20 protein-coding genes are annotated in these 22,200 nt (G+C 68.7%); 6 read left to right on the forward strand and 14 right to left on the reverse strand.

The window, feature by feature from the left end; genetic code table 11:
- Positions 1–181: 181 nt before the first annotated feature.
- Both E9536_RS08030 and E9536_RS08035 read left to right on the forward strand, forming a co-directional pair.
- Complete coding sequence (locus tag E9536_RS08030; protein ID WP_049117255.1) at positions 182–1,093, forward strand: ABC transporter substrate-binding protein; 912 nt, start codon at positions 182–184, stop codon at positions 1,091–1,093.
- A gap of 52 nt (positions 1,094–1,145) precedes the next feature.
- Entirely contained in the window at positions 1,146–2,240 is a 1,095-nt protein-coding gene (locus E9536_RS08035; RefSeq protein ID WP_136469659.1) for an LLM class flavin-dependent oxidoreductase, read from the forward strand.
- A 106-nt stretch (positions 2,241–2,346) separates the two neighbouring features.
- On the opposite strand, the gene E9536_RS08040 is transcribed toward E9536_RS08035, so the two are convergent.
- The 11 genes from E9536_RS08040 to E9536_RS08090 form a co-directional block, all read right to left on the reverse strand.
- The gene (locus E9536_RS08040; RefSeq protein WP_136469660.1) at positions 2,347–3,279 is read right to left on the reverse strand and encodes an ABC transporter substrate-binding protein; all 933 of its coding nucleotides are present in this window, start codon (positions 3,277–3,279) and stop codon (positions 2,347–2,349) included.
- Positions 3,280–3,313: 34 nt separating this feature from the next.
- Positions 3,314–5,101 carry an amino acid ABC transporter permease/ATP-binding protein gene (locus E9536_RS08045; RefSeq protein ID WP_136469661.1) on the reverse strand — a complete coding sequence of 596 codons (1,788 nt, stop codon included), beginning with the start codon at positions 5,099–5,101 and terminating at the stop codon, positions 3,314–3,316.
- A 64-nt stretch (positions 5,102–5,165) separates the two neighbouring features.
- Positions 5,166–6,518 carry an LLM class flavin-dependent oxidoreductase gene (locus E9536_RS08050; RefSeq protein WP_136469662.1) on the reverse strand — a complete coding sequence of 451 codons (1,353 nt, stop codon included), beginning with the start codon at positions 6,516–6,518 and terminating at the stop codon, positions 5,166–5,168.
- 7 nt (positions 6,519–6,525) lie between these two features.
- On the reverse strand, positions 6,526–7,575 hold the full coding sequence (locus E9536_RS08055) for an LLM class flavin-dependent oxidoreductase (protein ID WP_136469663.1): 1,050 nt from the start codon (positions 7,573–7,575) through the stop codon (positions 6,526–6,528).
- 63 nt (positions 7,576–7,638) lie between these two features.
- The gene (locus E9536_RS08060) at positions 7,639–8,592 is read right to left on the reverse strand and encodes an ABC transporter substrate-binding protein (RefSeq protein WP_136469664.1); all 954 of its coding nucleotides are present in this window, start codon (positions 8,590–8,592) and stop codon (positions 7,639–7,641) included.
- Between the two features lie 56 nt (positions 8,593–8,648).
- Positions 8,649–9,209 carry a GNAT family N-acetyltransferase gene (locus tag E9536_RS08065; RefSeq protein ID WP_027791642.1) on the reverse strand — a complete coding sequence of 187 codons (561 nt, stop codon included), beginning with the start codon at positions 9,207–9,209 and terminating at the stop codon, positions 8,649–8,651.
- 317 nt (positions 9,210–9,526) lie between these two features.
- Positions 9,527–9,928: a type II toxin-antitoxin system MqsA family antitoxin gene (locus E9536_RS08070; protein ID WP_060170811.1), complete on the reverse strand. Its 402-nt coding sequence runs from the start codon at positions 9,926–9,928 to the stop codon at positions 9,527–9,529.
- 2 nt (positions 9,929–9,930) lie between these two features.
- A complete protein-coding gene (locus E9536_RS08075; RefSeq protein WP_060085317.1) occupies positions 9,931–10,227 on the reverse strand; it encodes a type II toxin-antitoxin system MqsR family toxin in 297 nt (98 codons plus the stop codon).
- A 103-nt stretch (positions 10,228–10,330) separates the two neighbouring features.
- A complete protein-coding gene (locus E9536_RS08080; RefSeq protein ID WP_027791639.1) occupies positions 10,331–11,371 on the reverse strand; it encodes a succinylglutamate desuccinylase/aspartoacylase family protein in 1,041 nt (346 codons plus the stop codon).
- A gap of 254 nt (positions 11,372–11,625) precedes the next feature.
- Complete coding sequence (locus E9536_RS08085) at positions 11,626–11,901, reverse strand: hypothetical protein (protein ID WP_027791638.1); 276 nt, start codon at positions 11,899–11,901, stop codon at positions 11,626–11,628.
- Positions 11,902–12,144: 243 nt separating this feature from the next.
- Positions 12,145–13,695, reverse strand: coding sequence for a sensor domain-containing diguanylate cyclase (locus E9536_RS08090; RefSeq protein WP_136469665.1), 1,551 nt, complete (start codon positions 13,693–13,695; stop codon positions 12,145–12,147).
- Positions 13,696–14,192: 497 nt separating this feature from the next.
- Between E9536_RS08090 and E9536_RS08095 the strand changes: the two genes are divergently transcribed.
- The 3 genes from E9536_RS08095 to E9536_RS08105 are packed head-to-tail and all read left to right on the forward strand — an operon-like array spanning position 14,193 to position 19,050.
- Positions 14,193–17,069, forward strand: coding sequence for a molybdopterin cofactor-binding domain-containing protein (locus E9536_RS08095; protein ID WP_136469666.1), 2,877 nt, complete (start codon positions 14,193–14,195; stop codon positions 17,067–17,069).
- A complete protein-coding gene (locus E9536_RS08100) occupies positions 17,066–17,794 on the forward strand; it encodes a (2Fe-2S)-binding protein (RefSeq protein ID WP_136469667.1) in 729 nt (242 codons plus the stop codon). Before E9536_RS08095 ends, E9536_RS08100 begins: the two co-directional genes overlap by 4 nt.
- On the forward strand, positions 17,791–19,050 hold the full coding sequence (locus E9536_RS08105) for a cytochrome c (RefSeq protein WP_136469668.1): 1,260 nt from the start codon (positions 17,791–17,793) through the stop codon (positions 19,048–19,050). Before E9536_RS08100 ends, E9536_RS08105 begins: the two co-directional genes overlap by 4 nt.
- 89 nt (positions 19,051–19,139) lie before the next feature.
- On the opposite strand, the gene E9536_RS41360 is transcribed toward E9536_RS08105, so the two are convergent.
- Complete coding sequence (locus tag E9536_RS41360; RefSeq protein ID WP_168799511.1) at positions 19,140–19,304, reverse strand: hypothetical protein; 165 nt, start codon at positions 19,302–19,304, stop codon at positions 19,140–19,142.
- A 203-nt stretch (positions 19,305–19,507) separates the two neighbouring features.
- On the opposite strand from E9536_RS41360, the gene E9536_RS08110 reads away from it, so the two are divergent.
- On the forward strand, positions 19,508–19,972 hold the full coding sequence (locus E9536_RS08110; protein WP_060170820.1) for a hypothetical protein: 465 nt from the start codon (positions 19,508–19,510) through the stop codon (positions 19,970–19,972).
- Positions 19,973–20,115: 143 nt separating this feature from the next.
- On the opposite strand, the gene pal is transcribed toward E9536_RS08110, so the two are convergent.
- Both pal and E9536_RS08125 read right to left on the reverse strand, forming a co-directional pair.
- The gene (gene pal / locus E9536_RS08115) at positions 20,116–20,607 is read right to left on the reverse strand and encodes a peptidoglycan-associated lipoprotein Pal (protein ID WP_027791632.1); all 492 of its coding nucleotides are present in this window, start codon (positions 20,605–20,607) and stop codon (positions 20,116–20,118) included.
- Positions 20,608–20,995: 388 nt separating this feature from the next.
- Positions 20,996–22,192 (reverse strand): porin, encoded by a 1,197-nt coding sequence (locus E9536_RS08125; protein ID WP_136469669.1) that lies wholly within the window; start codon positions 22,190–22,192, stop codon positions 20,996–20,998.
- Positions 22,193–22,200: the final 8 nt, after the last annotated feature.

Below are 22,200 nucleotides of genomic sequence, written 5' to 3' on the forward strand. Positions count from 1 at the left end.
TGCGTTTGTTTCATGGTGCGGATCGACGTATCTTCACCGGTTCCATCCGTTCCGCCGGCCGCCGGGCACGGCGGATCACGTGGCGCCGCCATCGCGCGGGCGCCCGCCAACCTTCCGGGAGATCACGTTGCTGAGCCGAATCGTCACGGCACTCTTGCTGGCGCTTGCCGCGCAGCCAGGCATGGCCAAAGACACCGTCACGCTGCGCGTCGGTGAACAGAACTACTTCAACATCCAGGCGTCGATGGAGGCGTCCGGCGTGCTGAAGGACCTGCCTTACACGATCGAGTGGAAGCACTTCCAGGCCGCCGCGCCCGTCGCCGAGAGCCTGAACGGCAATGCGATCGACGTCGGTTTCCTCGGCGATTCCGCGCTGCTCACGCTGGCCGCGCGCGGCGCGCCGGTGAAAGTCGTCGCGGTGTCGCGGCAGAGCCTCGACGGCGTTGCGATCCTCGTGCCGAAGAACTCGCCGGTGCGCACCGTCGCCGACCTGCAGGGCAAGACCATTGCCGTCTGGCGCGGCGCGTGGAGCCAGCAGCTCGTGCTGCGCGCGCTCGAACACGCCGGCCTGCGCGCGGATTCCGTCAAGTACGCGTACCTGATGCCGATCGATGCGACCAACGCGCTCGCGAACGGCTCGGTCGACGCCGTGTCGCTGTGGGAGCCGTTCGTCAGCACGCTCGCGCTGCGGCAGGGCGCCCGGCCCGTGACGACCGCGCAGGGGCTGATGCCCGCGCTGAGCTTCGTCGCCGCGAACGAGCAGGCCGCAACGGGCAAGCGCGCCGAGATCACCGATTTCCTGAAGCGCGTGGTGGCCGCGCGCCAATGGGTCGACAGCCATCCGCGCGAGTATGCCGACCTGTGGGCGAAGCGCGCGAAGCTCGAGCCGGACGTCGCGTACCGCTGGCTCAACAATGCGCACCAGCGCGTGGGCCCCGTCGACGACACGGCCGCGAAGGATGCGCAGAACACCGCCGACTTCCTGCACAAGGCCGGCGTGATTCCGACCGCGTACGACACGGCGAAGCTGCTCGACCGCTCGTATGCGGGCGCGTTCGCCGCGCCCGCGCAGAAGACGGCCGCCGCGCAGTGAGCGTGCCGCAACGCGCAGCCATTTCCGATCGACAACGAGAAGGACCATCGACATGCCCGTCGACATCATCGGCATGATCACCGCGACGCCCGGCGCGGAGGTCGACGTACCGGGCGGCGCCGCCGTCCAGCCCGACTACGCGCGCCGCTTCGCGCAGGCGCACGAGGCCGCCGGCTTCGACCAGATTCTGGTCGGCCATTTCAGCAACGCGGCGGACGGCTTCATCGTCGCGTCGTTCGCGGCCGCCGCGACCGAACGCATCCGCATCCTGCTCGCGCACCGGCCCGGCGTGATCGTGCCGTCGGCCGCCGCGCGGCAGATCGCGACGCTCGACGTGTTCAGCGGCGGCCGGCTCGCGCTGAACGTCGTGTCGGGCGGCGACGATGCCGATCTTCAGCGCGACGGCGATTTCGTGCCGCACGACGCGCGCTATTGCCGCACCGGCGAGTATCTCGACGTGCTGAAACGGATCTGGCAGGCCGACGCGCCGGTCGACCACGATGGCGCGTTCTACCGGTTGCGCGGCGCGTCGCCGCTCGTGAAGGGCGCGCAACGGCCGCATGTGCCGATCTATTTCGGCGGCTCGTCGCCGGCCGCGCTGGCGGTGGCGGGCGAGCATGCCGATGTCTACATGACGTGGGGCGAGCCGCTCGCGTCGGTGCGCGAGCAGATCGCGCGCGTGCATGCGGCCGCCGAGCCGTTCGGGCGTGCGCCGCGCATCAGCGTGTCGTTCCGGCCGATCGTCGCCGATACCGAGGCGGCCGCGTGGGAGAAGGCCGAGGCGATCCGCGAGCGCGTGCGCGCGGCGCGGCTCGCGAACGGCCAGCCGATCGACGGCCACGCGCCGCAAAACGCGGGCTCGCAACGGCTGATGGCCGCCGCCGCGCAGGGCGACGTGCTCGACGAGCGGCTGTGGATGGGCGTCGCGAACCTGACCGGCGCGCGCTGGAATTCGACCGCGCTGGTCGGCACGCCCGAGCAGGTTGCGCGTGCGCTCGGGGCGTATTACCGGCTCGGCGTATCGACGTTCCTGATTCGCGGGTTCGATCCGCTCGACGATGCGCTCGATTACGGGCGCCACCTGATTCCGGCGATTCATGCGCAGGTCGCGGAGCTCGACCGACATCACGCGGCGGTGTCCGCGTAGGCGCATCGCGTCGTTGCAACGCAGGAGGCTGCTTCGATTCGCCCCGGCATTCCCGTTGCGGGATGCCGGGGCGATGTCATTCGGGTGGTCGACGTATCGATGGCCTTCAGAACGACGGCAATCCCGGCGGATTGGTTTCCGCACGCGCGATCGCCTCGCTCTGCAAACCCCAGCGCGCGAGCGCCTGTCCGTAGCGGCCGCTGCCGATCAGCGCGTTCGTCGCCAGCGTCAGCGCGGGCGCGAGCCCGCTGCCGCGCCGCGTCGCGATCGCCACGTCGGCGTTGGCCGGCCAGCCCGCATTGACGACGCCGACACGGCGGATCTTGCCGGTGCGCGCGGCCTCGTACGCGAGCGACGCGTTCGGGTTCAGCTCGGCATCGGCGCGGCCCGACAGCAGCGCGACGCGCGCCGCCGCATCGTCGTCGAAATATTGCAGCTCGGCCGGCTTCAGCCCCAGTGCCACGTTGCGCTTGTTCCACTCGAGCAGGATGCGCTCCTGGCTCGTCCCCGCGCCCGTGATGATGCGCAGGCCGGCGATGTCCTTCGGCTCGGCGATCTTTGCGATCGGGCTGCCGGTGCGCACGTAGAAGCCGTGCAGCCCGAGCCGGTAGGTCGTGAAATCGTATTTCTCCTTGCGCTTCTCGGTCACGCCGACGTTCGAGATCACCGCGTCGTACTTGCCGGACGTCAAACCGAGCGGCCAGTCGGCCCATGCGATCGGCACCAGCACGAGCGTGCGGCCGAGCGCGTCGGCGACGAGCTGCGCATAGTCCGGATCGGCGCCGACCACGGTGCGCGCGTCGGTCGCGTAGGTCGACACGGGCGGCGCGTGCGGTGAAATCGCGACCGTGAATGCGCCGTCGTGCACCCAGCGGTAGCCGGCTGCCGCGCGGATCGCCGCGTCGTCGCGTTCGGCACGTACGCGGCCCGCCTGGCGCGGGTCGAGGTCGGCCGTCGCGGCGGCCGCATGCGCCGCGCGCCACGGCAAGCCCGCTGCCGCGACCAGCGCGGCGGTCATGAACTGGCGTCGGTCGGTCATCGTGCGGCCCCTCGGGAATCGGCAGCGGCGCGCATCACAGCACCCGCGACAGGAACGCGCGCGTGCGCGCATGCGTCGGCGCGTCGAGCACGACGGCCGGCGGCCCGGATTCGACGATGCGCCCGCGCTCCATGAACAGCACGTTGTCCGCGACTTCGCGCGCGAAGCCGATCTCGTGCGTGACGATCACGAGCGTCGTGCCCGAGCGCGCGAGTTCCTTGATCACGTCGAGCACCTCGTTCACGAGTTCCGGGTCGAGCGCGGAAGTCGGTTCGTCGAACAGCAGCACCTTCGGGCGCAGCGCGAGCGCCCGCGCGATCGCGACGCGCTGTTGCTGGCCGCCGGAGAGCTGGCGCGGATAGGCATCGGCCTTGTCCGCGAGACCGACGCGAGCGAGCAACGTGCGGGCGATGCGCTCGGCGGCGTCGCGCGTGACGCCGCCGACGGCGACCGGTGCCTCGATCAGGTTCTCGAGCACCGTCAGGTGCGGGAACAGGTTGAAGTTCTGGAACACCATCCCGACGGCCGTGCGCCGTGTCAGCACGTCGCGCTCCTTCAGCTCGTAGAGCACGTCGCCGTCGCGGCGATAGCCGATCAGTTCGCCGTCGATGTCGATGAAGCCGTCGTCGACGCGTTCGAGATGGTTGATCGTGCGCAGCAGCGTCGACTTGCCCGAGCCCGACGGCCCGACGATCACGGTCACGCTGCCGCGCGGCGCGACGAACGAGACGTTGTCGAGCACACGCTGCATGCCGAACTGCTTCGATACGCCATGCACGGCCACTTCGCCGCCGGCGCGTGGCGCGACGGCCACCGTATCGGCATTGCCATCGGCGCGCACGAGCGAATCATCGCGGCTGGACCTGACACGTCGCCACAGCACGCCGAGGCGCGCGAGCGCGAACGTGACGACGGACGGCGGCGGGTTGCGCAGCGCGCCGCGCGCATAGTGGCGCTCGACCTGCACCTGGATCGCCGACAGCACGGTCAGGATGATTAGATACCAGACGGTCGCAACCATCAGCAGCGGAATCACCTCGAGATTGCGGCGATAGATCACCTGCACCGTATAGAACAGCTCCGGCATCGCGAGCACGTAGACCATCGACGTGCCTTTCGCGAGCGAGATCAGGTCGTTGAACGCGGTCGGCAGGATCGCGCGCATCGCCTGCGGCAGCACGATCCGCGTGGTCTGGCGGCCGCGCGGCAGGCCGAGCGCGGCCGCCGCTTCGAGCTGCCCCTGGTCGACCGCGAGAATGCCGCCGCGAATCACTTCCGCGGAAAACGCCGCGTGGTTCAGCGTGAGGCCGAGCACGGCCGCGAGGAACGGGCTGATCAGGTCGGTGGTCGGCGTGTCGAACCACACGATGCTGGTGAACGGCACGCCGAGCCGCACATGCTCGTACAGGTAGCCGAGGTTGTTCAGGATCAGCAGCAGCACGATCAGCGGAATCGAGCGGAACAGCCACACGAAGGCCCACGCGCTTGCCGACAGCAGCCGCGAACGCGACAGCCGGGCCAGCGCGACGAACGCGCCCAGCACGAAGCCGAACACCGCGCCGAGCAGCGTCAGCACCAGCGTGCGCGCGAGCCCCGACAGCACCGGCGGCGACAGGAACCATTCGGCGAACACCGGCCAGCCCCATTGCGGGTTGCCGAGTATCGAATGCAGGACGATCGCGATCAGCGCGACGGCGAGCACGGTGCCGGCCGTGCGCGACCGGTGGCGCGCGGGCACGATCCGGAAACGCGTGCCGGCGTCGCGCGCGCCGGGGGAAGAAAGCGGCGGCAGCGCGCCGCCGAGGTGGGTCGTGTCGCTCATGTCGGTGGAAATCCTCGAATCGGTCGGGCGGACGCGCCGCGCACGGGCGGCGCGGCGGCGGGTGTCAGGCGTGCGCTTCGGCCGCCGTTTCGGGCGACGCGTCAGGCACCGCGTGACGGCTTGCCTTGCGCGGCAGGCCGAGGTGGTCGCGCAGCGTCGCGCCGGGCAGGTCGCGGCTGTAGCGGCCGCGCGCCTCGAGCGCCGGGATCACGAGCTCGACGAAATCGTCGACGCCTTGCGCCTGCACCGCGAAGCCGAGGATGAAGCCGTCGCCGGCGCCCGCGTCGTGCCAGCGGATCAGCTCGTCGGCGACATGCTCGGCCGTGCCGATGAAGTTCGGGCGCGGCGTGGCGACCGCGAGCGCCGTCTCGCGCAGCGACAGGCCTTTCTGTTTCGCGTCGGCCTTGATCCGGTCGGTGGTCGAGCGGAAGCTGTTGCGGCCGAGCTCGCCGAGTTCCGGGAACGGTGCGTCGAGCGGGTACTGCGTGAAATCGTGGTGATCGAAATAGCGGCCCAGGTAGGCGAGCGCCTCGTCGATCGTCAGCAGGTCGCGGATCGCCTGGTATTTTTCCTCGGCCTCGGCGGCCGTGCGGCCGACGATCGGCCCGATGCCGGGGAAGACCTTCACGTCGCTGCCTTGCCGGCCGTGCTCGATCGCGCTCTGCTTCACGCGCCGCGTGAACGCGGCCGTTTCGTCGAGCGACGGCGAATGCGTGAACACGGCGTCCGCGTACTTGCCGGCGAGCCCGATGCCGGTGTCGGAGGAGCCGGCCTGGAAGATCACCGGCTGCCCCTGCGGGGACCGCTGGATGTTCAGCGGGCCCGCGACCTGGAAGAAGCGGCCGTGGTGATCGAGCGTGTGGAGCTTGTCGCGATCGAAGAAGCGGCCGGTCGCGCGGTCGCGCACGAATGCGTCGTCGTCCCAGCTGTCCCACAGGCCCTGCACGACGTCGAGGTATTCGTCGGCGATCTCGTAGCGCAGCTCATGATCGGGATGCACCTTGCCGAAGTTCTTCGCGGTGCCCTCGAGCGGCGTCGTCACGACGTTCCAGCCCGCGCGCCCGCCGCTGATCGCATCGAGCGACGCCAGCTGGCGGGCGACCGTGAACGGCTCGCTGTACGACGTCGAGATCGTGCCCGCGAGCCCGATCTTCTTCGTCGCGACCGCGAGCGCCGACAGCACGGTCAGCGGCTCGAAGCGGTTCAGGAAGTGCGGGATCGACTTCTCGTTGATGTAGAGGCCGTCCGCGACGAACGCGAAGGCGATGCCGGCGGCTTCCGCCTTGCGGGCGACGCCGATCGCGAAATCGAGGTTGATGCTCGCGTCCGGCGGGTTGCTCGGGTGCCGCCATGCGTTCATGTGGCTGCCTGCGCCTTGCAGCATCAGGCCGAAAGGAATCGATCGTCGGGTCGTCATGGGAGCGTCACGCGTTCTGGTCAGGGGAAAGGGAGCGGTCGGCCGCGAGGGCCGCCTGCAACGGCGTGCTCGACAGCGCGCCGGCGAGCCATTCGGCCGATGCGAGCCGCGCCGCGTAGTCGGTCACCGGCGAATCGATCACGAACGCGTCGACGTCGAGCCGCCGGCTCAGCGCATCGAGCGCGCGGTGCACGCGCTCGGGGGTATCGGCCAGCACCGTCGGGCGCAGCTCGTCGACGCGGTAGTCGGACGCGCCGCTCTGCCGCGCGAATTCGGCGGCCGCCTGCGCACTGGGGAGGTTGAAGCTCTGCCCGCCCGCGAGCTGCAGCTTGAAGATCTTCAGCGGCCCGATCAGTTGCTCGGCCTCGTCGCGCGTCGGCGCGGCCACCGCGTACAGCGCGACCAGCGGTCGTGTGCCGCCCGCGCTGCGATACGCGTCCAGCGAGCGTTCGATGTTCGCGTCGTCGCCGTTGAAATGCCCCGCGTAGCAGAAGCGCCAGCCGTTGCGCGCGGCGAGCGTGCCGCTGTCCGGCGAGCCGCCGAGCAGGATGCGTTCGGGCGCCTGCGGCGGCACGGGCAGCGCGACCGCGCCGGCGAGCGGGTGATCCTCGGCCACGCCCCAGCCGAGAAACGCGTCGAGTTCCGCGAGCTGGCCCGCGAAGTCCGGCTTGCGCGCCTTGTCGTGGAACCACTGCAATGCGCGCGTGGACAGCGGCAACCCGCCGGGCGCCTTGCCGATGCCGAGGTCGACGCGGCCCGGCGCGAGCGCAGCCAGTACCTTGAACGTCTCGGCGACCTTGAACGGGCTGTAGTGCTGCAGCATCACGCCGCCCGAGCCGACGCGGATGCGCGACGTGTGCGCGAGCAGGTGCGCGACGACGATCTCCGGCGCGGAGCTCGCGAAGGCCTGCGTGCCATGATGCTCGGCGACCCAGAAGCGCTCGTAGCCGAGCTGTTCGGCGCGCTGCGCGAGCGTCGTGGTGAAGCGCAGCGCGTCGGCGGCGTTCGCGCCGTCGGCGATCGGACTCTTGTCCAGCAACGAAAGCGAGTAAGACATGGTGGGCGGCGTTCCTGCGTGAGCGTGAAGTAAGCGTGACGGGACGAAGGGCGGGCGTGGCGCTCAGCTCTTCGGCAGCCCGGGCGGATTCGTGCGCGACTGGTCGATCGCCTCGGACGCGAGGTTCCAGCGGTCGAGCACCTGCTGGTAGCGGCCGTTCCTGATCAACCCGTTCAGCGCGACGGTCAGCGGATCGGCGAGCCCGCTGCCGCGGCGCGTCGCGATCGCGATGTCGGCCGTGCGCGGCCAGCCGCCGCTGATTGCGCCGACGAGCCGCGTCTTGCCTTGCTGCGCGCTCTGGTACGCGAGCACCGAGTTCACGCTGAACACGGCATCGGCACGGCCCGACTGCACGGCGACGATGCGCATCGCCTGGTCGTCGTAGTACTGGATCTGCACGGGTTTCAGCCCGTGCGCGACGTTCTCGCGGTCCCACGCGAGCAGGATCTTTTCCTGGTTGGTGCCGGCGTCGGTCACGACACGCAGCCCCGCGACGTCCTTCGGCTCGCGGATCGCCTGGATCTTGCTGTCGTTGCGCACGTAGAAGCCGACCTGATCCTTGCGGTAGGTCGAGAAATCGAACTTCTGCTTGCGTTCCTCGGTGACGGTGACGTTCGAGATCACCGCGTCGACTTTTCCGGATTCGAGCGCGAGCGGCCAGTCGGCCCACGCGAGCGCGACGATCTTCAGCTTGCGGCCGAGGCTGTCGGACACGAGCTGGCCGACGTCGGCGTCGAAGCCGATCACCGTGCGAGCATCGGTTGCATACGAACTGATCGGCGGCAGGCTCGGTGCGATGCCGATCGTCAGCGTGCCGGGTTCGGCGAACTTGAACGACGCGGGCACCGCGCGCTCGACTGCCGCATCGGCCACGCCGCGCGGGCGCCCGCGCTGTTCGGGGCTCAAGTCGAACGTGGCGGCGGCCGCGGCCGCGGCCGCGGCGAACGCGGTCAGGCCAATCAACGCGGTGGCCAGCGTGCGCGCGGCACGGGAAGAGAACGGTACGGCTCGTTGCATGAAAGCGTCCTGTGGTGGCAAGCGGTAATCGGAGGAAGGCGAGGGCGCGGCGGCGGTCAGCGCGGCAGCGCCGGTTCGGGCACGGGCGCCCACAGGTCGGCCAGCGTCGACGTGCGCGACGGATCGGCGAGATCCTTGCCGAACCGCAGGTGGTAATGCACCTCGGGGGCGATCGACGAATCGAACAGCCGCGTATAGCCGGTGCGGTCGTACAGCGCCCATGCTTCGGGCTGGCGAAAACCGGTAGTCAGGTAGATGCGGCGATAGCCCTGCTGCGCGGCGCGCAGTTCGAGTGCCTCCACGATGATGCGTGCGAGGCCCTGACGGCGCAGGTCCGCGCGGGTCCAGATGCGTTTGAGCTCGGCGGTCTGCGCGTCGTAGCGCTTGAACGCGCCGCCGCCGATCGTCTCGCCGTCGCGCAGCAGCAGCACGAAAGCGCCTTCGGGCGGCGCGAACAGTTCGGCCGGATAACGCGCGAGCTCCTCGCGTGCGGACGCGTGGCTGTCGGGGCGATACGCGTTGTAACGGGTCGAATACTCGTCGATCAGTGCGTCGATCAGCGGTTGCGCGCGGACGTCGAGCGGCGTCGTGTCGATGATGCGGTCGGTCGTGGCCATGGGCATCGCGAAGGGCGCGCGATGCGGACGTTCCTGGCGGGGTGCGGGCACGCGGCCCGTCCGGTCTGTTCCGTTATCGCGACGCGGTTGTCGTGATGGCGGCGGCCGGTGCGTGTCCTGCTGGGATGCAGATGGCGGGCCGCCGCCGTTTTGAACACGTTAGCGGCGCGACCGGCAAAGGCGAACGAAGCAATTTCGATAAGGATTTCGCGGCGGACGTCAGAAGGCTCGCAGCGGGAGTGGGGTGGCGATGACGCGGTGCATGCGCATGCATCGAAGCCGATGCACGCGCCTGCGCGATGCCGACATGCGAGCGCCTATGCGGCCCGGACTTCGGCGAGCAGATCGGGGTGACGATCGAGGATCTTCAGCAGTTTCACGAGGGCAAGCGGCGGATTCGTCTTGCCTGTTTCGTAACGGGAGAACGCATTGACGCCGCCGCCGAAAAGCTCGGCCGCCTCGCGCTGGTCGAGCTTCAGCTTCTTGCGCACCTTCGCGATGTAATTCGGGTCGACGATGGTGGCGTTCACCTGCTTGTTGAACTCGCTGATCGCTTCGCCGAGACGGGTCGCTTCGTCGAGATCCAGTACCGATTCCCCGCAGGCCGGGCAGAACTCGCCGGTGACAGCGCGGACGACGGTCGACCGGCCCTTGTAGGTATAAGGGATGTCGCGCGTGTCGTGGACCAGCTTCGCGGCACCGCATGCAGGACATTTCATTTTCATCGCTCCTTGAAAGACACGATCAGCACATCGTCGATCACCGTCAGTTTCAGGTACACGTCGCCACGCACCGTCAACGGCCGGTAGACGTCCTGCCAGATCGTGTGGTCGGCGTACGTCGTCATGCTCTTGTGGAAGTCGAGGTCGGTCAGCGACATCACGACATCGAGCGCCTCCCGTTCCGTGAAACCCAGCTGCCGCGCGCCGAGTACCGCGCTCGCGGTCAACCGGACCTGGCCGGATTCGACCAGCGCCTTGACGAGGGTCAGCTTGCAATGAGGCCTTCTCTTTTCCATTCGCGATATTAACCAAGTAAGTTAATTTGTCAAGTTGGTTAATGGTGAGCGCATGCCGTCCGCCATGACTGGCAGACCGCATGGAAAGGAGATGGATCCGGTTTTAGGCCGTCTGGCCGATGCTCGGCGGGGCCGACAATTCCGCCAGCTGGAACAGGCAATCGCCGCGCTGCACCTGCGCGGGCACGCGCTTGCACACCACTTCGCCGTCGCCCTTGAAGCGGTGCAGCACCGGCTCGCGCAGCGGCGTATCGGGGAAGTGCACCCACGCGGCCGGCTGCCCGGCCTTCACCTGGTCGCCGAGTTCGACGAGCGGTTCGTACAGCCCGCGCTCGTACGCATAGACGAAGTGGCGATCGCCGTCGACACGCATGAAGCGCGTGACGGTGGGCGGCGCGTCGGGCACGAGCGCGCCGCGCAGCAGGCCGATGTAACCGAGGTAGTGCAGCAGCCCGTGGCGACCGAGCCGGATCAGCGACGGGTCGGCCATGCCGGCACCGCCGAGTTCGGTCACGATCGAGATCGCGCCCTGGCGGCGCGCGGCCGAGGCCGAGTGCACGGGATTCGGCGCGTGCAGCAGCGCGTTCTGCAACCCGAACGCGACCAGCAGCCCGTTGAGCTTCGCGGCTTCGTCGGCGTCGAGCGGGTCGATCGCGAGCATGTTGCCGCCCTGGTACAGCAGCGAGCTGCCGCCCGAGTGCAGGTCGACCAGATACTGCGAGCGCGCCAGCAGGACATGCTCGATGTAGTGGGCGATCATCTGCGTCGGCGTGCCGGCCGGGTCGCCGGGGAAGCTGCGGTTCAGGTTGCCCTGGTCGAGCGGCGACACGCGCAGGCCCGCGTCCGCCGCCGGGAAATTCGCCATCGGCAGCAGGATCAGCTGCCCGCTGACCATCCCGGGCTCGATCTCGCGCATCAGTTGCGACACGATGATCTGGCCTTCGTACTCGTCGCCGTGGTTGCCGGCCATCACGAGCGCGACCGGGCCGTCGCCGTTGCGAATCGACGCGATCGGGATCGGCAGCCAGCCGTACGCCGAGCGGTGTACGGAATGCGGCAGCCGCAGGTAGCCCGCGTGCTTGCCTTGTGCGTCGAGATCGATTTCGCAGTGGATGGGATTGCGGTGTGAGGAGGAGGCGGTCATGGCGGCATCGTTCGATGAACGGAATCTGCCATCTTATCGGGAAACGACCGCTGCGCGCCGCGCCCGGCGCGAGCAGCGCCGAACGCCATCAGCCGGCAAGCGCATGGAGGCATGCGGGTGAGTTGCAAAGCCGATACGCGGAACCCGGTGCGATGTTGCGGCGGTGAACGCATGCCGGCATGCCGGCCGGCCGCATTCGGGCCTGGTGTTTCGCGCCGGCCCTTGCCGCGACGGGGCCGGCGTGCAAGGCCGGCTTACCGGCCCGATGTTTCAGCTTCGAGACGTCCTTCTTCCCACAGTGCCCAGAAACGGCTGCCGGCGCGATACGGATTCGCGCGGCGCGCGGCGTGATCGGCGATGCCCTGGCGAAACGCGCCGTACAGCGTCAGCGGCGGATTGTCGACGCATCGGGCTTCGCGTGCGGCCGGCATGCGGCGCTCGGAAACGAGCCGGCGGATCAGTGACGCGCCGTCGATCACATCCAGTTCGTCGATGGTTTCGCTGCGGCTGAGGACTTCGACGGTATTCATGTTGGGTCTCCCTGACCACCTGTTTCCCTGACAGGGAGCAATAAGAGTGCCAGGTTCGAAAAGCCCTGCGCTGCCTCGATCGTGCAGGCTTCTGCAGCCAACGTGACGGGTGGCGGGCGCCGATGTTACGGAACACGTCACGTGACACGCGAGCGCGCGACGCCACGTGCGGTCACGTAAAGCGTTTCGGAATTGAATCGCCGGGAGGCGTCGACGCGGGAGAAAGAGGGCTGCGCGGCCGGGTCAGCTCGCGGTGGCCGGGGTGACCCGGCTGCTGCCGCTCGAATAGAAGCGGTAGATGCCCTTGCCGGCCGATTTCGCGTCGTACAGCGCGCTGTCGGCCTGCCGGATCAGTTCGTCGGGGGAGCCGTGCCCGTCGTCGAGTGCGATGCCGATGCTGATCCCCAGGATCACGGTCTCGCCGATCGACAGCGTGTACGGCGCCGAGATCTGCCGGATGATGCGCGCGGCGAGGAGCGAGCACGCGTGCATCGTCACGTCGTCGATCGCGACGACGAATTCGTCGCCGCCGATGCGCGCGGCCAGCTCGCCGGGCGGCAGCGTCTTGCCGAGCCGCTCGGCGACCTGCGTCAGCACGTCGTCGCCGGCCTGGTGGCCGAACCGGTCGTTGATCGCCTTGAAGCCGTCGAGGTCGAGATACATGACGGCGAGCCCGGAATCCGGCGTGTGTGGCCGGCTCGCGAGCATCCGCTTGAGTTCCGCATGCAGCTCGTGGCGGTTCGGCAGACCCGTCAGTGCATCGTGCCGCGCGAGATGCCGGATGTGCTGTTCGGTCTGGCGGCGCGCGGTGACGTCCTCGACGATGATCACCGCGTTGCCGTCCGGCACGAGATGGCGCGTCAGTTCGAGCTGGCGGCCATCGGCGAGCACCAGGTCGAGCGGCGCGGGTTCGTCGCAGGTCAGCCAGATCTCGCACTGCGCGGCGAGACGGGCGCCGCCGGGATCGATCGCGTCGTTCGCGCCGAGCGCCGCGACGACGGCGGGCAGCGGCGTTTCGAGCATGATCTGGCGCGGCGAGCCGAACAGTTGCGCGGTACGCCGGTTCGCGACGATCACGCGGCGCTCGCCGTCGATCATGCACAGGCCGTGCGGCATGTAGGTGAGCGCGGCGTCGAAGCGCGCGACGAGTTCGGCGTTGCGCTGGCGCGCGGCAATCAGCGCGACGAGCACGCGATAGTGACGCTGGACGACCGTTCGCATCGCGGCGAGGTAGATCACGAGCGGCGGCAGCAGCAGCCATGCCCCCGGCCGGTGGGCCAGCAACGCGCCGATGCCGATCGGCAGCACGCCGACCGTGACTTGCGACATCGCGAGCCGGGGTAGCGCCGAATTGCGCGACGCGATCCCGCCGAACACGCCGCCCGCGACCATCACCGACAGCGTGCCGAGCTCGACGTCGACGGCCTGCACGCAGCCCATCACGCCGAGACCGAGCACGAAGCACGCGACGAGCGACACGGGCGCATAGCGCATCGCCCAGTATTCGGCGCGGTCGTCGCCGCCGTCGCGTTGAACCGTGTACGCACGCACGATCGAGAGCCGCGCGATGAGCAGGCCGACGTCGACGATCAGCCACGCGAGGCACCAGAGCTGCTGCAGCCGGATCAGCGCGACGGCCGCGACGAAGCCGCTCGCGAGCCCGGAGAGCGCCATCGGTCGGACGTCCTCGAACAGGGTAACGAGCATCGACGGGCGCAGCGCGGCCGTCACACGGTGGTTGCCGGAGGGGGGAGTGGCGAGAACGGAGTGCAGGAGAGATGCCCTGACTGCCATGGTTTTTGACCTCGACACGATGTCGCTTGATATCGCGATGGCTGGCGGCACCCGCACGGCACGTGGCGGAAGCCCGGCCAAGCCGGATGCGCACGACATTACCATGAAATACGGGCGGCGCGGGTCACCCGGCGGACCCGCGTGCCGCGTCGGCCACCGGTCGTGAAACCACGCCCACGAAAGTCTTGCGCATTCGCCGGCGCCGGGGCAGCATCGTCGCGAACCGAACGAGGCTCGGCGATCGACAGGAGACAGGCGCGTATCCGCCGGGCGCGGTCGACACGAACGAAACCGCCGCAAGCGGGCAGTCGATGCGACCGGATCGCCACCCGCGACCGGCTGTCGCAGCCCGGCTGAACACCGTTATAAGAAATTCAATAAGTATTTCATGCGGGAAATACTATAGGCGATATATCAAAAACAATGCCAGAATGCGCGCCGCTCCGAACGTCGCGACATCCGATCGCCGTCCGAGCCGTATCAGGAGGTTCCCCCCAATGAAAAACCACGGCCTGTCACGGCGGGGTTTTCTGAAAGCCAGCGTGCTGGCGGGCGTCGCGGTGTATGTCGCGCCCCTGGGCAGCCGCGCGTTCGCGGCGCTCTTCGAAGAAAAACTCCTCACCCCCGTCAAATGGGATAGCGTCACCGGCATCCCCCAATTCCGCATCGACGGCATCGCGAAGGTCACGGGCTCGAAAGTGTTCGCCCGTGACGTGCGCGCAGCCGACATGCCGCACTGGCCGCAGCAGCAGTCTCATGCGCTGATCCTGCGCGTCACGCAGGCCGACCGCACGTACGAAGGCTTCGACCTTTCGCTGCTGGGCGACGAACTGAAACCGGACCGCGTGGTTACGGCCGACGATCTCGTGCGCGACGGCGTCGCGTTTCCGGCGTTCTACGGCGACGACATGCTGCTGCCCGCCGGCAAGACGCCCGCGTATCTCGGCCATGCGGTCGCGATCCTCATCTACCACGACTTCGCGCGCTTCCGCTTCGCGAAGAACGCGCTCAAGTTCCGCGACGACGTGATCCGCTACGGCGCGGTCACGGGCCCGCTCGAGCGCGATCCGTGGGGCACCTTCCGCTACGTGCGCGTGGGCGGCAAGACGGCCTACGACGACGATGTCTATTCGAGCCTGAAGGACGCGCCGATCTTTCCGAGCATGATGCGCAAGCACCTGCCGGTGTGGCCGGACGGCAAGGAGCACGGCAAGCTCGACGAGCAGGGCATGTTCCTGGCCGGGCAGATTGCCGACGAGCTCGACCATCCGTCGGCCGACTGGCTCGTGTTCGACCGCGAGTACAACACGCAGTCGGTCGACACCGCCGCGCTCGAACCGGACAACGCGAACTGCTGGTACGACGCCGCGACGCAGTCGCTGCACCTCGTCGTGCCGACCCAGTCGCCGCTCGAGGTGGCGGAGAACGCGGCCGCGATGGTCGCGAAGTGCCGCTTCCCGGTGAAGAAGCTGTTCGTGCACCCGTGCTACACGGTCGGCTACGGCTCGAAGGATCACTTCAACGTGCCGTTCTACGGCCTCGTCTGCGCGCTGTACGCGGACGGCCGCCCGGTGCGTTTCGCGAACGACCGCTACGAACAGTTCCAGACGTCGCTGAAGCGTCACGCGTTCAAGATGCATTACCGGATCGCGGTGGACCGCAACACCGGCCTGCTGCAGTCGTTCAAGGGCGACTTCGAGGCGAACGGCGGCGGGCGCTCGAACTTCTCGCCGTCGGTCGCGATGGTCGGCGCGACGGCCGCGCAATCGATCTACTACTTCCCGAAGAGCGACCTCGCGGCCGTGGCGATTGCATCGCGCGCGATCGATGCCGGTTCCGCGCGCGGCTACGGCACGCTGCAGAGCATGGCGGCGACCGAGATGGCGGTCGACGAGATCGCCGCGCAGCTGAACATCGACCCGATCGATTTCCGCCTGCGCAACGCGCTGCGTTCGGGGATGAAGAACACGCAAGGGGCGATTCCCGCCGGCGCGCTGCGCGTCGACGAGGTGCTCGAGCGCTCGAAGCAGCATCCGCTGTGGACGCGCCGCGCCGCGCGCAAGGCCGAATACGAGGCGGCGAACCCGGGCAAGCGCTACGGCGTCGGCTTCGCGTGCGTGCAGAAGGACTTCGGCACGGGCGCGGAAGCGTCGTTCGCGAAGGTCGAATTCGACGAGAACGGCAAGGTGTCGCTGCGCCACACGGCTGCCGAGATCGGCACCGGGATGTCGACGTCGCAGGCTGTGGCCGTCGTGAAGTGGCTCGGCCGTCCGGCGACGGACGTGCAGGTCGCCGTGACCGAATGGCCGGACCTGCCGGTCGAGACCAGCGGCGATCCGTACATCATGTCGCAGGCCGACCAGGATCGCCTGAGCGCGAACCCGCGCTGGTCGCCGAGCTATGCGTCGCCGTCGAGCGCGACGAACTCCGCGTACTACTTCACGCACAGCACGCGCGAAGCCGCGCGCGCGGTGTTCCGCTACGGCCTGTGGCCGGCGGCGATGTCGATCTGGACGCGCGGCCTCGGCGGCGGCCAGGCCGCGCCGTACACGATCCGCATCGAGGACGCGCGCTGGGTCGACGGCAAGCTGACCGCCGACGGCCTCGAGCCGCTGTCGTTCGAACAGCTCGCGAAGCAGGCGCATGCGCTCGGCCTGCCGACCGGCGCCGTCGTGCATGTGTTCAACCGCTGGCAGTGGACCGACGCCGAGTTCGAAGTGGGCGGCGTGGTCGATCGTTTGCCGATCGACGGGCTGTCGCTGCGCGTCGGCGCACCGAAGACGGGCGACAACGGCCCGGTGCCCGGCACCGCCGCGCCTGCCGGCGCGACCGCGATGCGCGGCACGCTGGCGCCGACCGCGAACGGCTACCGCGTGCTGGACCGCAAGCGCGTGTTCATCCCGCCGACGAGCCGCAACAACGCGGCCGTCACGTACTACACGGCGGTCGGCACGCTGGTCGAGCTGGCCGTGCACGAAGCGACCGGCAAGGTCGAGCTGCTCACGCATCACTCGATCATGGAATGCGGCAACCAGATTTCGCCGCAGCTCGTGTCGGGCCAGTTGCAGGGCGGTCTCGCGATGGGTATCGGCCACGCGTTGCACGAATACCTGCCGCTGTATGAAGACGGCCCCGGCAACGGCACGTGGAACTTCAACCGTTACCAGCTGCCGCGCGCGTCCGACGTCGCCGTCTGGACGCAGACGGGCGACGTGCTGCCGCCGCTGTCCGAGACCGATCCGCCGAAGGGCGTCGCCGAAGTGGTGATGATCCCCGTCGTCGGCGCGATCGTGAACGGCATCGCGCACGCGATCGGCCATCGTTTCACCGACCTGCCGGTGACCCCGCAAAAGATTCAGGAGGTGCTCGCATGACGACCGCCCAAACCGCGGCTTCGGCCGCGAGCGCCAGCGCCGCTGCGACCGGCGCTTCCGCACCGGCCCAGGCTTCGGCCGTACCGGCTTCGGCAGTACCGGCTTCGGCACCGGCACCGGCCCCTGCCCCGGCTGTGCCGGCATCGGCACCGGCCGCCGTCGAGCGTCCGCTCGTCCGGTTCCAGTCGAAACCGCTGTCGATCAACATCAACGGCAAGTCCGTCGGCCCGATGCAGGTGCCGGAAGGGCTGATGATGATCGAGTTCCTGCACGAATACGCGGGCCTCACCGGGTCGCGGCTCGGCTGCGGGCAGGGCATCTGCCACGCGTGCGTCGTGATCGTCGACAAGCCGGACGGCACGAGCGAGGAAATGCGCACCTGCATCACCGGCGCGCATTTCTTCCACGGCCGCACGATCCGCACGATCGAAGGCCACGCGAAGCGCAACGAAGCCGGCGAAGTGGTCGAGCTGTCGCCGATCCAGCAGAAGTTCCTCGAGCACTTCAGCTTCCAGTGCGGCTATTGCACGCCGGGTTTCGTCAACGCGGCGACGGTGCTGATCGAACGCCTGAAGCGCGAGCCGGTTGCGAAGGCCGACGTCGAGCGCACGATCACCGAGGCGCTCGATGCGCACCTCTGCCGCTGCACGGGCTATGTCCGCTACTACGAAGCCGTCAAGGACGTGGTGCTGACGACGCCGGGACTCGTGAAGGACGCCGCATGAAACGCACATTCGCTCATCGTGTCGCGCGGGCCGCGGGCCTCCCCGTGCTCGCGGCGGCTTGCGCGCTGCTGCTCGCCGCATGCGGCGGCCACGACGCACCGGCCTCGAACGCCGCTTCCGGCGCGCCCGGTGCCGACCCGGTCGCGCGCGGCCGCTATCTCGTCAAGGCCGCCGACTGCGCGGCCTGCCACACCGCGAAGGACGGCGCGCCGTTCGCCGGCGGCGCGCCCCTCGAATCGCCGTTCGGCACGTTCTACGGCTCGAACATCACGCCGGACAAGGATCACGGGATCGGCAACTGGAGCGCGGACGATTTCTACGCCGCGCTGCATGACGGCAAGGCGCCGGGCAAGCGCCTGTATCCGTCGATGCCGTACACGTCGTACCGGCAGCTCACGCGTGCCGATTCCGACGCGATGTACGCGTACCTGAAGACCGTCAGGCCGGTCGCGCAGGAAAACCGCGAGCACGAGCTGAAGTTCCCGTACAACCTGCGTTTCGGGATGGTCTTCTGGGACATGGTGTTCCTGAAGGACAGCCTGCCCGATGCATCGACCGGCCAGTCTGCCGACTGGCAGCGCGGCCGCTATCTGGCGGGTGCGCTCGGCCACTGCGCGGAATGCCACACGCCGCGCGCGTTCACGGGCCAGCTCGACAGCGCGAAGCCGTTCGCGGGCGCGGCGCTCGGCCGCGTGGCCGCGCCCGACATCACGCCGGCCGGCCTTGCCGCGCGCGGCTGGACGGGCGCCGACCTGCAGACGTTCTTCGGCGTCGGCATCGCGCCGCAAGGCTCGGCATTCGGCGAGATGTACCCGGTCGTGCACCTGAGCACGCAGTACATGACGAAGGACGACCTGCGTGCGCTGTCCGTGTACCTGCTGGGCGATACGCCGCCCGCGCCGCAACCGGTGAAGCCGGTGTCAGCCGACGCCGCGCAGTTCGCGGCCGGCCGCTCGGTGTATCTCGCGGTCTGCGCGGGGTGTCACGGCTTCAACGGCGAAGGCAAGCCGCACGTGGCGGTGCCGATGAACGGCAATTCGACGGTGCGCCAGGGCGACCCGCGCAACCTGCTGGTCGCGATGCTCGACGGCATCGGCGAGCAGAAGTTCGCCGGGTTCGAGAACCTGCAGCCGATGCCCGGTTTCGCGCACACGCTGAGCGACGACGAACTCGCGCAGCTCGCGAACTACCTGCGTGCGACGTGGGGCGGCCAGAGCGCGAGCGTCACGCCGGCCGACGTGAAGGCCATGCGTTAAGTCGTGCCGCCGGGCGGGGCGTCGCGCGCGATTCAGCCGGTTTCCGGTGCTCGTGCGCGACGCGTCGCCCGACTGCTCGCGGCGGTTCTTCAGTAGCCGCTGCCTCCTCCGCCACCGCCCGTACCTCCCGCGCCACTGCCGCCGTACCGGCTCATGCCCGGCCCTTGCGGCGCGCCGCCACCCGACGTACAGCCTGCCGACAGCACGAGCACCAGCGCCGCGACCAGCGCCGCGGCCAACGTTGCGGATCTCATTTCCACCTCCTTGCGACGCGCAGGCCGCGGGAAAGGCCGGTTCGCATGAACCGTGCGTCTGCGCGCTGAAGAAACGTTTCGGGCGGGCCGTTTATTCCATGCCTTTTGCGGATCGTCGAATGCGAGGGGGGCGGATCGGTGTCATCGCACGGCGTGTTGATACACTGCGGCACGCCGCCATTCCGGTTCCGACCACGAAAAACATGAGTGCCGCCGCTGAACGTCCGTCGTCGCGTCCGTTTCGTCCCGCCGTGCTCGGTTGCGTGTCGTTTGCCGTCGGCGGCCCGCTGGTCGCATCGCTCGTCTGGCCGGCCGTGATGCTGGTCGGGTGGTCGTTGATCGACGGCCCGTCGTGGGAGGAACTGAAAGTCAGCGCCGGCATGGTTCCGCTGATCTTCTTTGCGTCGTTCCTGTTCGGCTATTTCCTGCCGGCGGCCGTGACCGGCGGCATCATGGGCGCAATCGGCACGCGGCTGCGGCGGCGCTGGTTCGTGCTGCTGGGGATGGTCGTCGGCGCCGGCGCGATGATCGGTTTCGTCGAACTCGAGGGTTACCTGATGAAAATCGACCAGTTCAGCGACATCGACGCGATCGCCACGCTCGATGCGATCGTGACGTCGGCCGTGATGTCGCACTGGCTGCATCGCCGGCTCGATCGCCGGCGTTGAGCACGAAGCGTTGCGCGATCGGTCGCCTTCGCGTCGATCGCGTGCATACGGCGGGCAGGGGCGGCCCCGCGCGGTGCGCTTGCGCGACCAGCGGGCTGCCATGCCGTTCCTGAAGCGAATGCCGCCGTCACGGCGGCCCGGGATCAACGGTAGACGAGATCCGCGCGGCGGTTCTGTGCCCAGGAATCCTCGTCGTGGCCGAGCGCGACCGGCTTTTCCTTGCCGAGGCTGACCGCCTCGAGTTGCGTGGCTTGCACACCGAGCGTTTCGAGCGCGCTCAGCACGGCCTGCGAACGGCGTTGGCCGAGCGCGAGGTTGTATTCGGACGTGCCGCGTTCGTCGGTGTTGCCCTGGATCAGCACGTGCCGCGCCGGATGGCTGCGCAGGTAGTCGGCGTGTGCCTGCAGCAGCGACTGGTATTCGGGCTTGACGGAGTACTGGTCGAAATCGAAGTAGATGCTGCGCTTCGCGAGCGGGCTGTTCGGATTGTTGAGCTCGTCGGCCGTCACCGTTGCGACGGCTTCGCTCGAGGGCGCGGGCTCCATGCCGGCATTCTCGGGTGTCTTGGCCGCATGGTGGCAACCGGCCAGCAGTACGACGGTTGTCAGGACCGCAAATCGGTTCGTTTTGCTCATCGTTCGTCTCCAGCGGTTGACTGCATTGAACGCGTGGGGCGTGCGATCGGCACGCCCGTATCCGGCCGAACGGCGCGAAAGATCCGGCATCTACGACGTGAATCGCGTTCGTAAGCCGGTGGTGCGCCATATGAAAGAGTGTTGCGGCCGGAACGCCAAATTTCGGCGTCGCTGCAAACAGATTAGGAAAAATGTCACAGCGTGACCAGTTTCTCCGCATTTTTTTGCGTCGGCGCGACAGACCGGGCGGCATTCGTGCCGTCACGCGGCGCGCTGCCGTTGCGCAAAGGCCGCGCACGGGCACGGTCTTTGCGGCTCGGAGCATGACGATCGAGCGGTGCCGAACGCATGCCCTGCGCGGACGGCGTGGCGACGCCGTGCTTCGTCTTCAGAACTTGTGCCGCAGCCCCAGTGCGACGACGACCTGGTTGCTGTTCGCCGACGGCGTCAGCGTCCAGACGGTCGCGTTGAACGCGGGGTTGCCGTTGCCGCCGCTCACGCTCTGGTAGACCCCCTCGAGATACGCGTCCGTGCGCTTCGACAGCGCATAGTCGGCTTGCGCGACGACCTGGTTCCATTTCGGCCGCGTCTGGCCGGTGCGCGTGTCGAAGCGGCCCATCGTGTACGTGTACGCGGCCGAGAGGCTCAACGCACGCGTGACGGCGAAGCGCCCGTCGACCGAGAAGTTGTCGAACACCAGCGATTCCCCCTTCAACGGCGTGATGCCGCTGCCCTGGAGCACGCCCGCCACGCCGTCGGTGGTCGAGTGCGACCACGCGGCGCCGACCGAATGCGGCCCGAACGCATAACGGCCGGCCGCGGCCCAGATCTGCTGGTTGCCGCCCGTGATCGTCGCCGAGCCGTCGACCGTGCTGAGCGCACCGTTCGGGTTCGGCGCATTGCGGTCGCGGCTGATCTTCAGGTAGCCGGCGCCGAGCTTCAGCGGCCCGTTCGCGTACGACACGCCCGCGCTCCATGCCGCGTTGTTGGCGAACTGGCCGGCCGTGTTCGAGAAGCCGTACATCGCGCCGAACCTCAGCCCGCGATACGTCGGGCTCGTGTACTTCACCGCCTGGTTGATGCGGAGGTTGCGGTTCGAATCGTCGTTGTCGTACGGATGAACCGCGAGGTTGCCGCCCCAGCCGGGGCCGGACGCGCCGAGCGGCGTCACGAAATCGAGGATCAGGTCGTACTGGCGGCCGAACGTGAGCTCGCCGGCCGTCTTCGAGCTCACGCCGACCCATGCCTGGCGGCCGAACATGTCGACGCCTTTCTGCGACAGCGCGCCGGTGGTGCCCGAGAAACCGTTCTCGAGCCCGAAGATCGCGGCCATCCCGCCGCCGAGATCCTCGCGGCCGCGCAACCCCCAGCGCGACGCGTTCAGGGCGCCGCTCGTCATCGCGACGGTGCTGCTGCCCGGCGAGCCGGCGCCGTGCGTGCGCTGGTTGGTCGCGTAGGTGATCGACGTGTCGATCAGGCCGTACAGCGTCACGCTGCTCTGCGCGTGTGCGCCGTCCGACGCGAAGGCGGTCAGGCAAGTGGCAATGGCGGTCCCCGCGAGTCGCCTGCTGGCGTGTTTATTCATCTTGTAGG

Source organism: Burkholderia sp. LS-044 (genome assembly GCF_004803625.1).
Taxonomy (GTDB): domain Bacteria; phylum Pseudomonadota; class Gammaproteobacteria; order Burkholderiales; family Burkholderiaceae; genus Burkholderia; species Burkholderia cepacia.

Bases quoted from the DNA above. Each gene is read 5' to 3' on its own strand.
- pal (WP_027791632.1), bottom strand. From the start codon at position 20,607: ATGAGCAAAACGAACCGATTTGCGGTCCTGACAACCGTCGTACTGCTG.
- E9536_RS08080 (WP_027791639.1), bottom strand. From the start codon at position 11,371: ATGACCGCCTCCTCCTCACACCGCAATCCCATCCACTGCGAAATCGAT.
- E9536_RS08050 (WP_136469662.1), bottom strand. From the start codon at position 6,518: ATGACGACCCGACGATCGATTCCTTTCGGCCTGATGCTGCAAGGCGCA.
- E9536_RS08075 (WP_060085317.1), bottom strand. From the start codon at position 10,227: ATGGAAAAGAGAAGGCCTCATTGCAAGCTGACCCTCGTCAAGGCGCTG.
- E9536_RS08125 (WP_136469669.1), bottom strand. From the start codon at position 22,192: ATGAATAAACACGCCAGCAGGCGACTCGCGGGGACCGCCATTGCCACT.
- E9536_RS08055 (WP_136469663.1), bottom strand. From the start codon at position 7,575: ATGTCTTACTCGCTTTCGTTGCTGGACAAGAGTCCGATCGCCGACGGC.
- E9536_RS08045 (WP_136469661.1), bottom strand. From the start codon at position 5,101: ATGAGCGACACGACCCACCTCGGCGGCGCGCTGCCGCCGCTTTCTTCC.
- E9536_RS08090 (WP_136469665.1), bottom strand. From the start codon at position 13,695: ATGGCAGTCAGGGCATCTCTCCTGCACTCCGTTCTCGCCACTCCCCCC.
- E9536_RS41360 (WP_168799511.1), bottom strand. From the start codon at position 19,304: ATGAGATCCGCAACGTTGGCCGCGGCGCTGGTCGCGGCGCTGGTGCTC.
- E9536_RS08095 (WP_136469666.1), top strand. From the start codon at position 14,193: ATGAAAAACCACGGCCTGTCACGGCGGGGTTTTCTGAAAGCCAGCGTG.
- E9536_RS08065 (WP_027791642.1), bottom strand. From the start codon at position 9,209: ATGGCCACGACCGACCGCATCATCGACACGACGCCGCTCGACGTCCGC.
- E9536_RS08035 (WP_136469659.1), top strand. From the start codon at position 1,146: ATGCCCGTCGACATCATCGGCATGATCACCGCGACGCCCGGCGCGGAG.
- E9536_RS08040 (WP_136469660.1), bottom strand. From the start codon at position 3,279: ATGACCGACCGACGCCAGTTCATGACCGCCGCGCTGGTCGCGGCAGCG.
- E9536_RS08085 (WP_027791638.1), bottom strand. From the start codon at position 11,901: ATGAATACCGTCGAAGTCCTCAGCCGCAGCGAAACCATCGACGAACTG.
- E9536_RS08060 (WP_136469664.1), bottom strand. From the start codon at position 8,592: ATGCAACGAGCCGTACCGTTCTCTTCCCGTGCCGCGCGCACGCTGGCC.
- E9536_RS08030 (WP_049117255.1), top strand. From the start codon at position 182: ATGGCCAAAGACACCGTCACGCTGCGCGTCGGTGAACAGAACTACTTC.
- E9536_RS08070 (WP_060170811.1), bottom strand. From the start codon at position 9,928: ATGAAATGTCCTGCATGCGGTGCCGCGAAGCTGGTCCACGACACGCGC.
- E9536_RS08100 (WP_136469667.1), top strand. From the start codon at position 17,066: ATGACGACCGCCCAAACCGCGGCTTCGGCCGCGAGCGCCAGCGCCGCT.
- E9536_RS08110 (WP_060170820.1), top strand. From the start codon at position 19,508: ATGAGTGCCGCCGCTGAACGTCCGTCGTCGCGTCCGTTTCGTCCCGCC.
- E9536_RS08105 (WP_136469668.1), top strand. From the start codon at position 17,791: ATGAAACGCACATTCGCTCATCGTGTCGCGCGGGCCGCGGGCCTCCCC.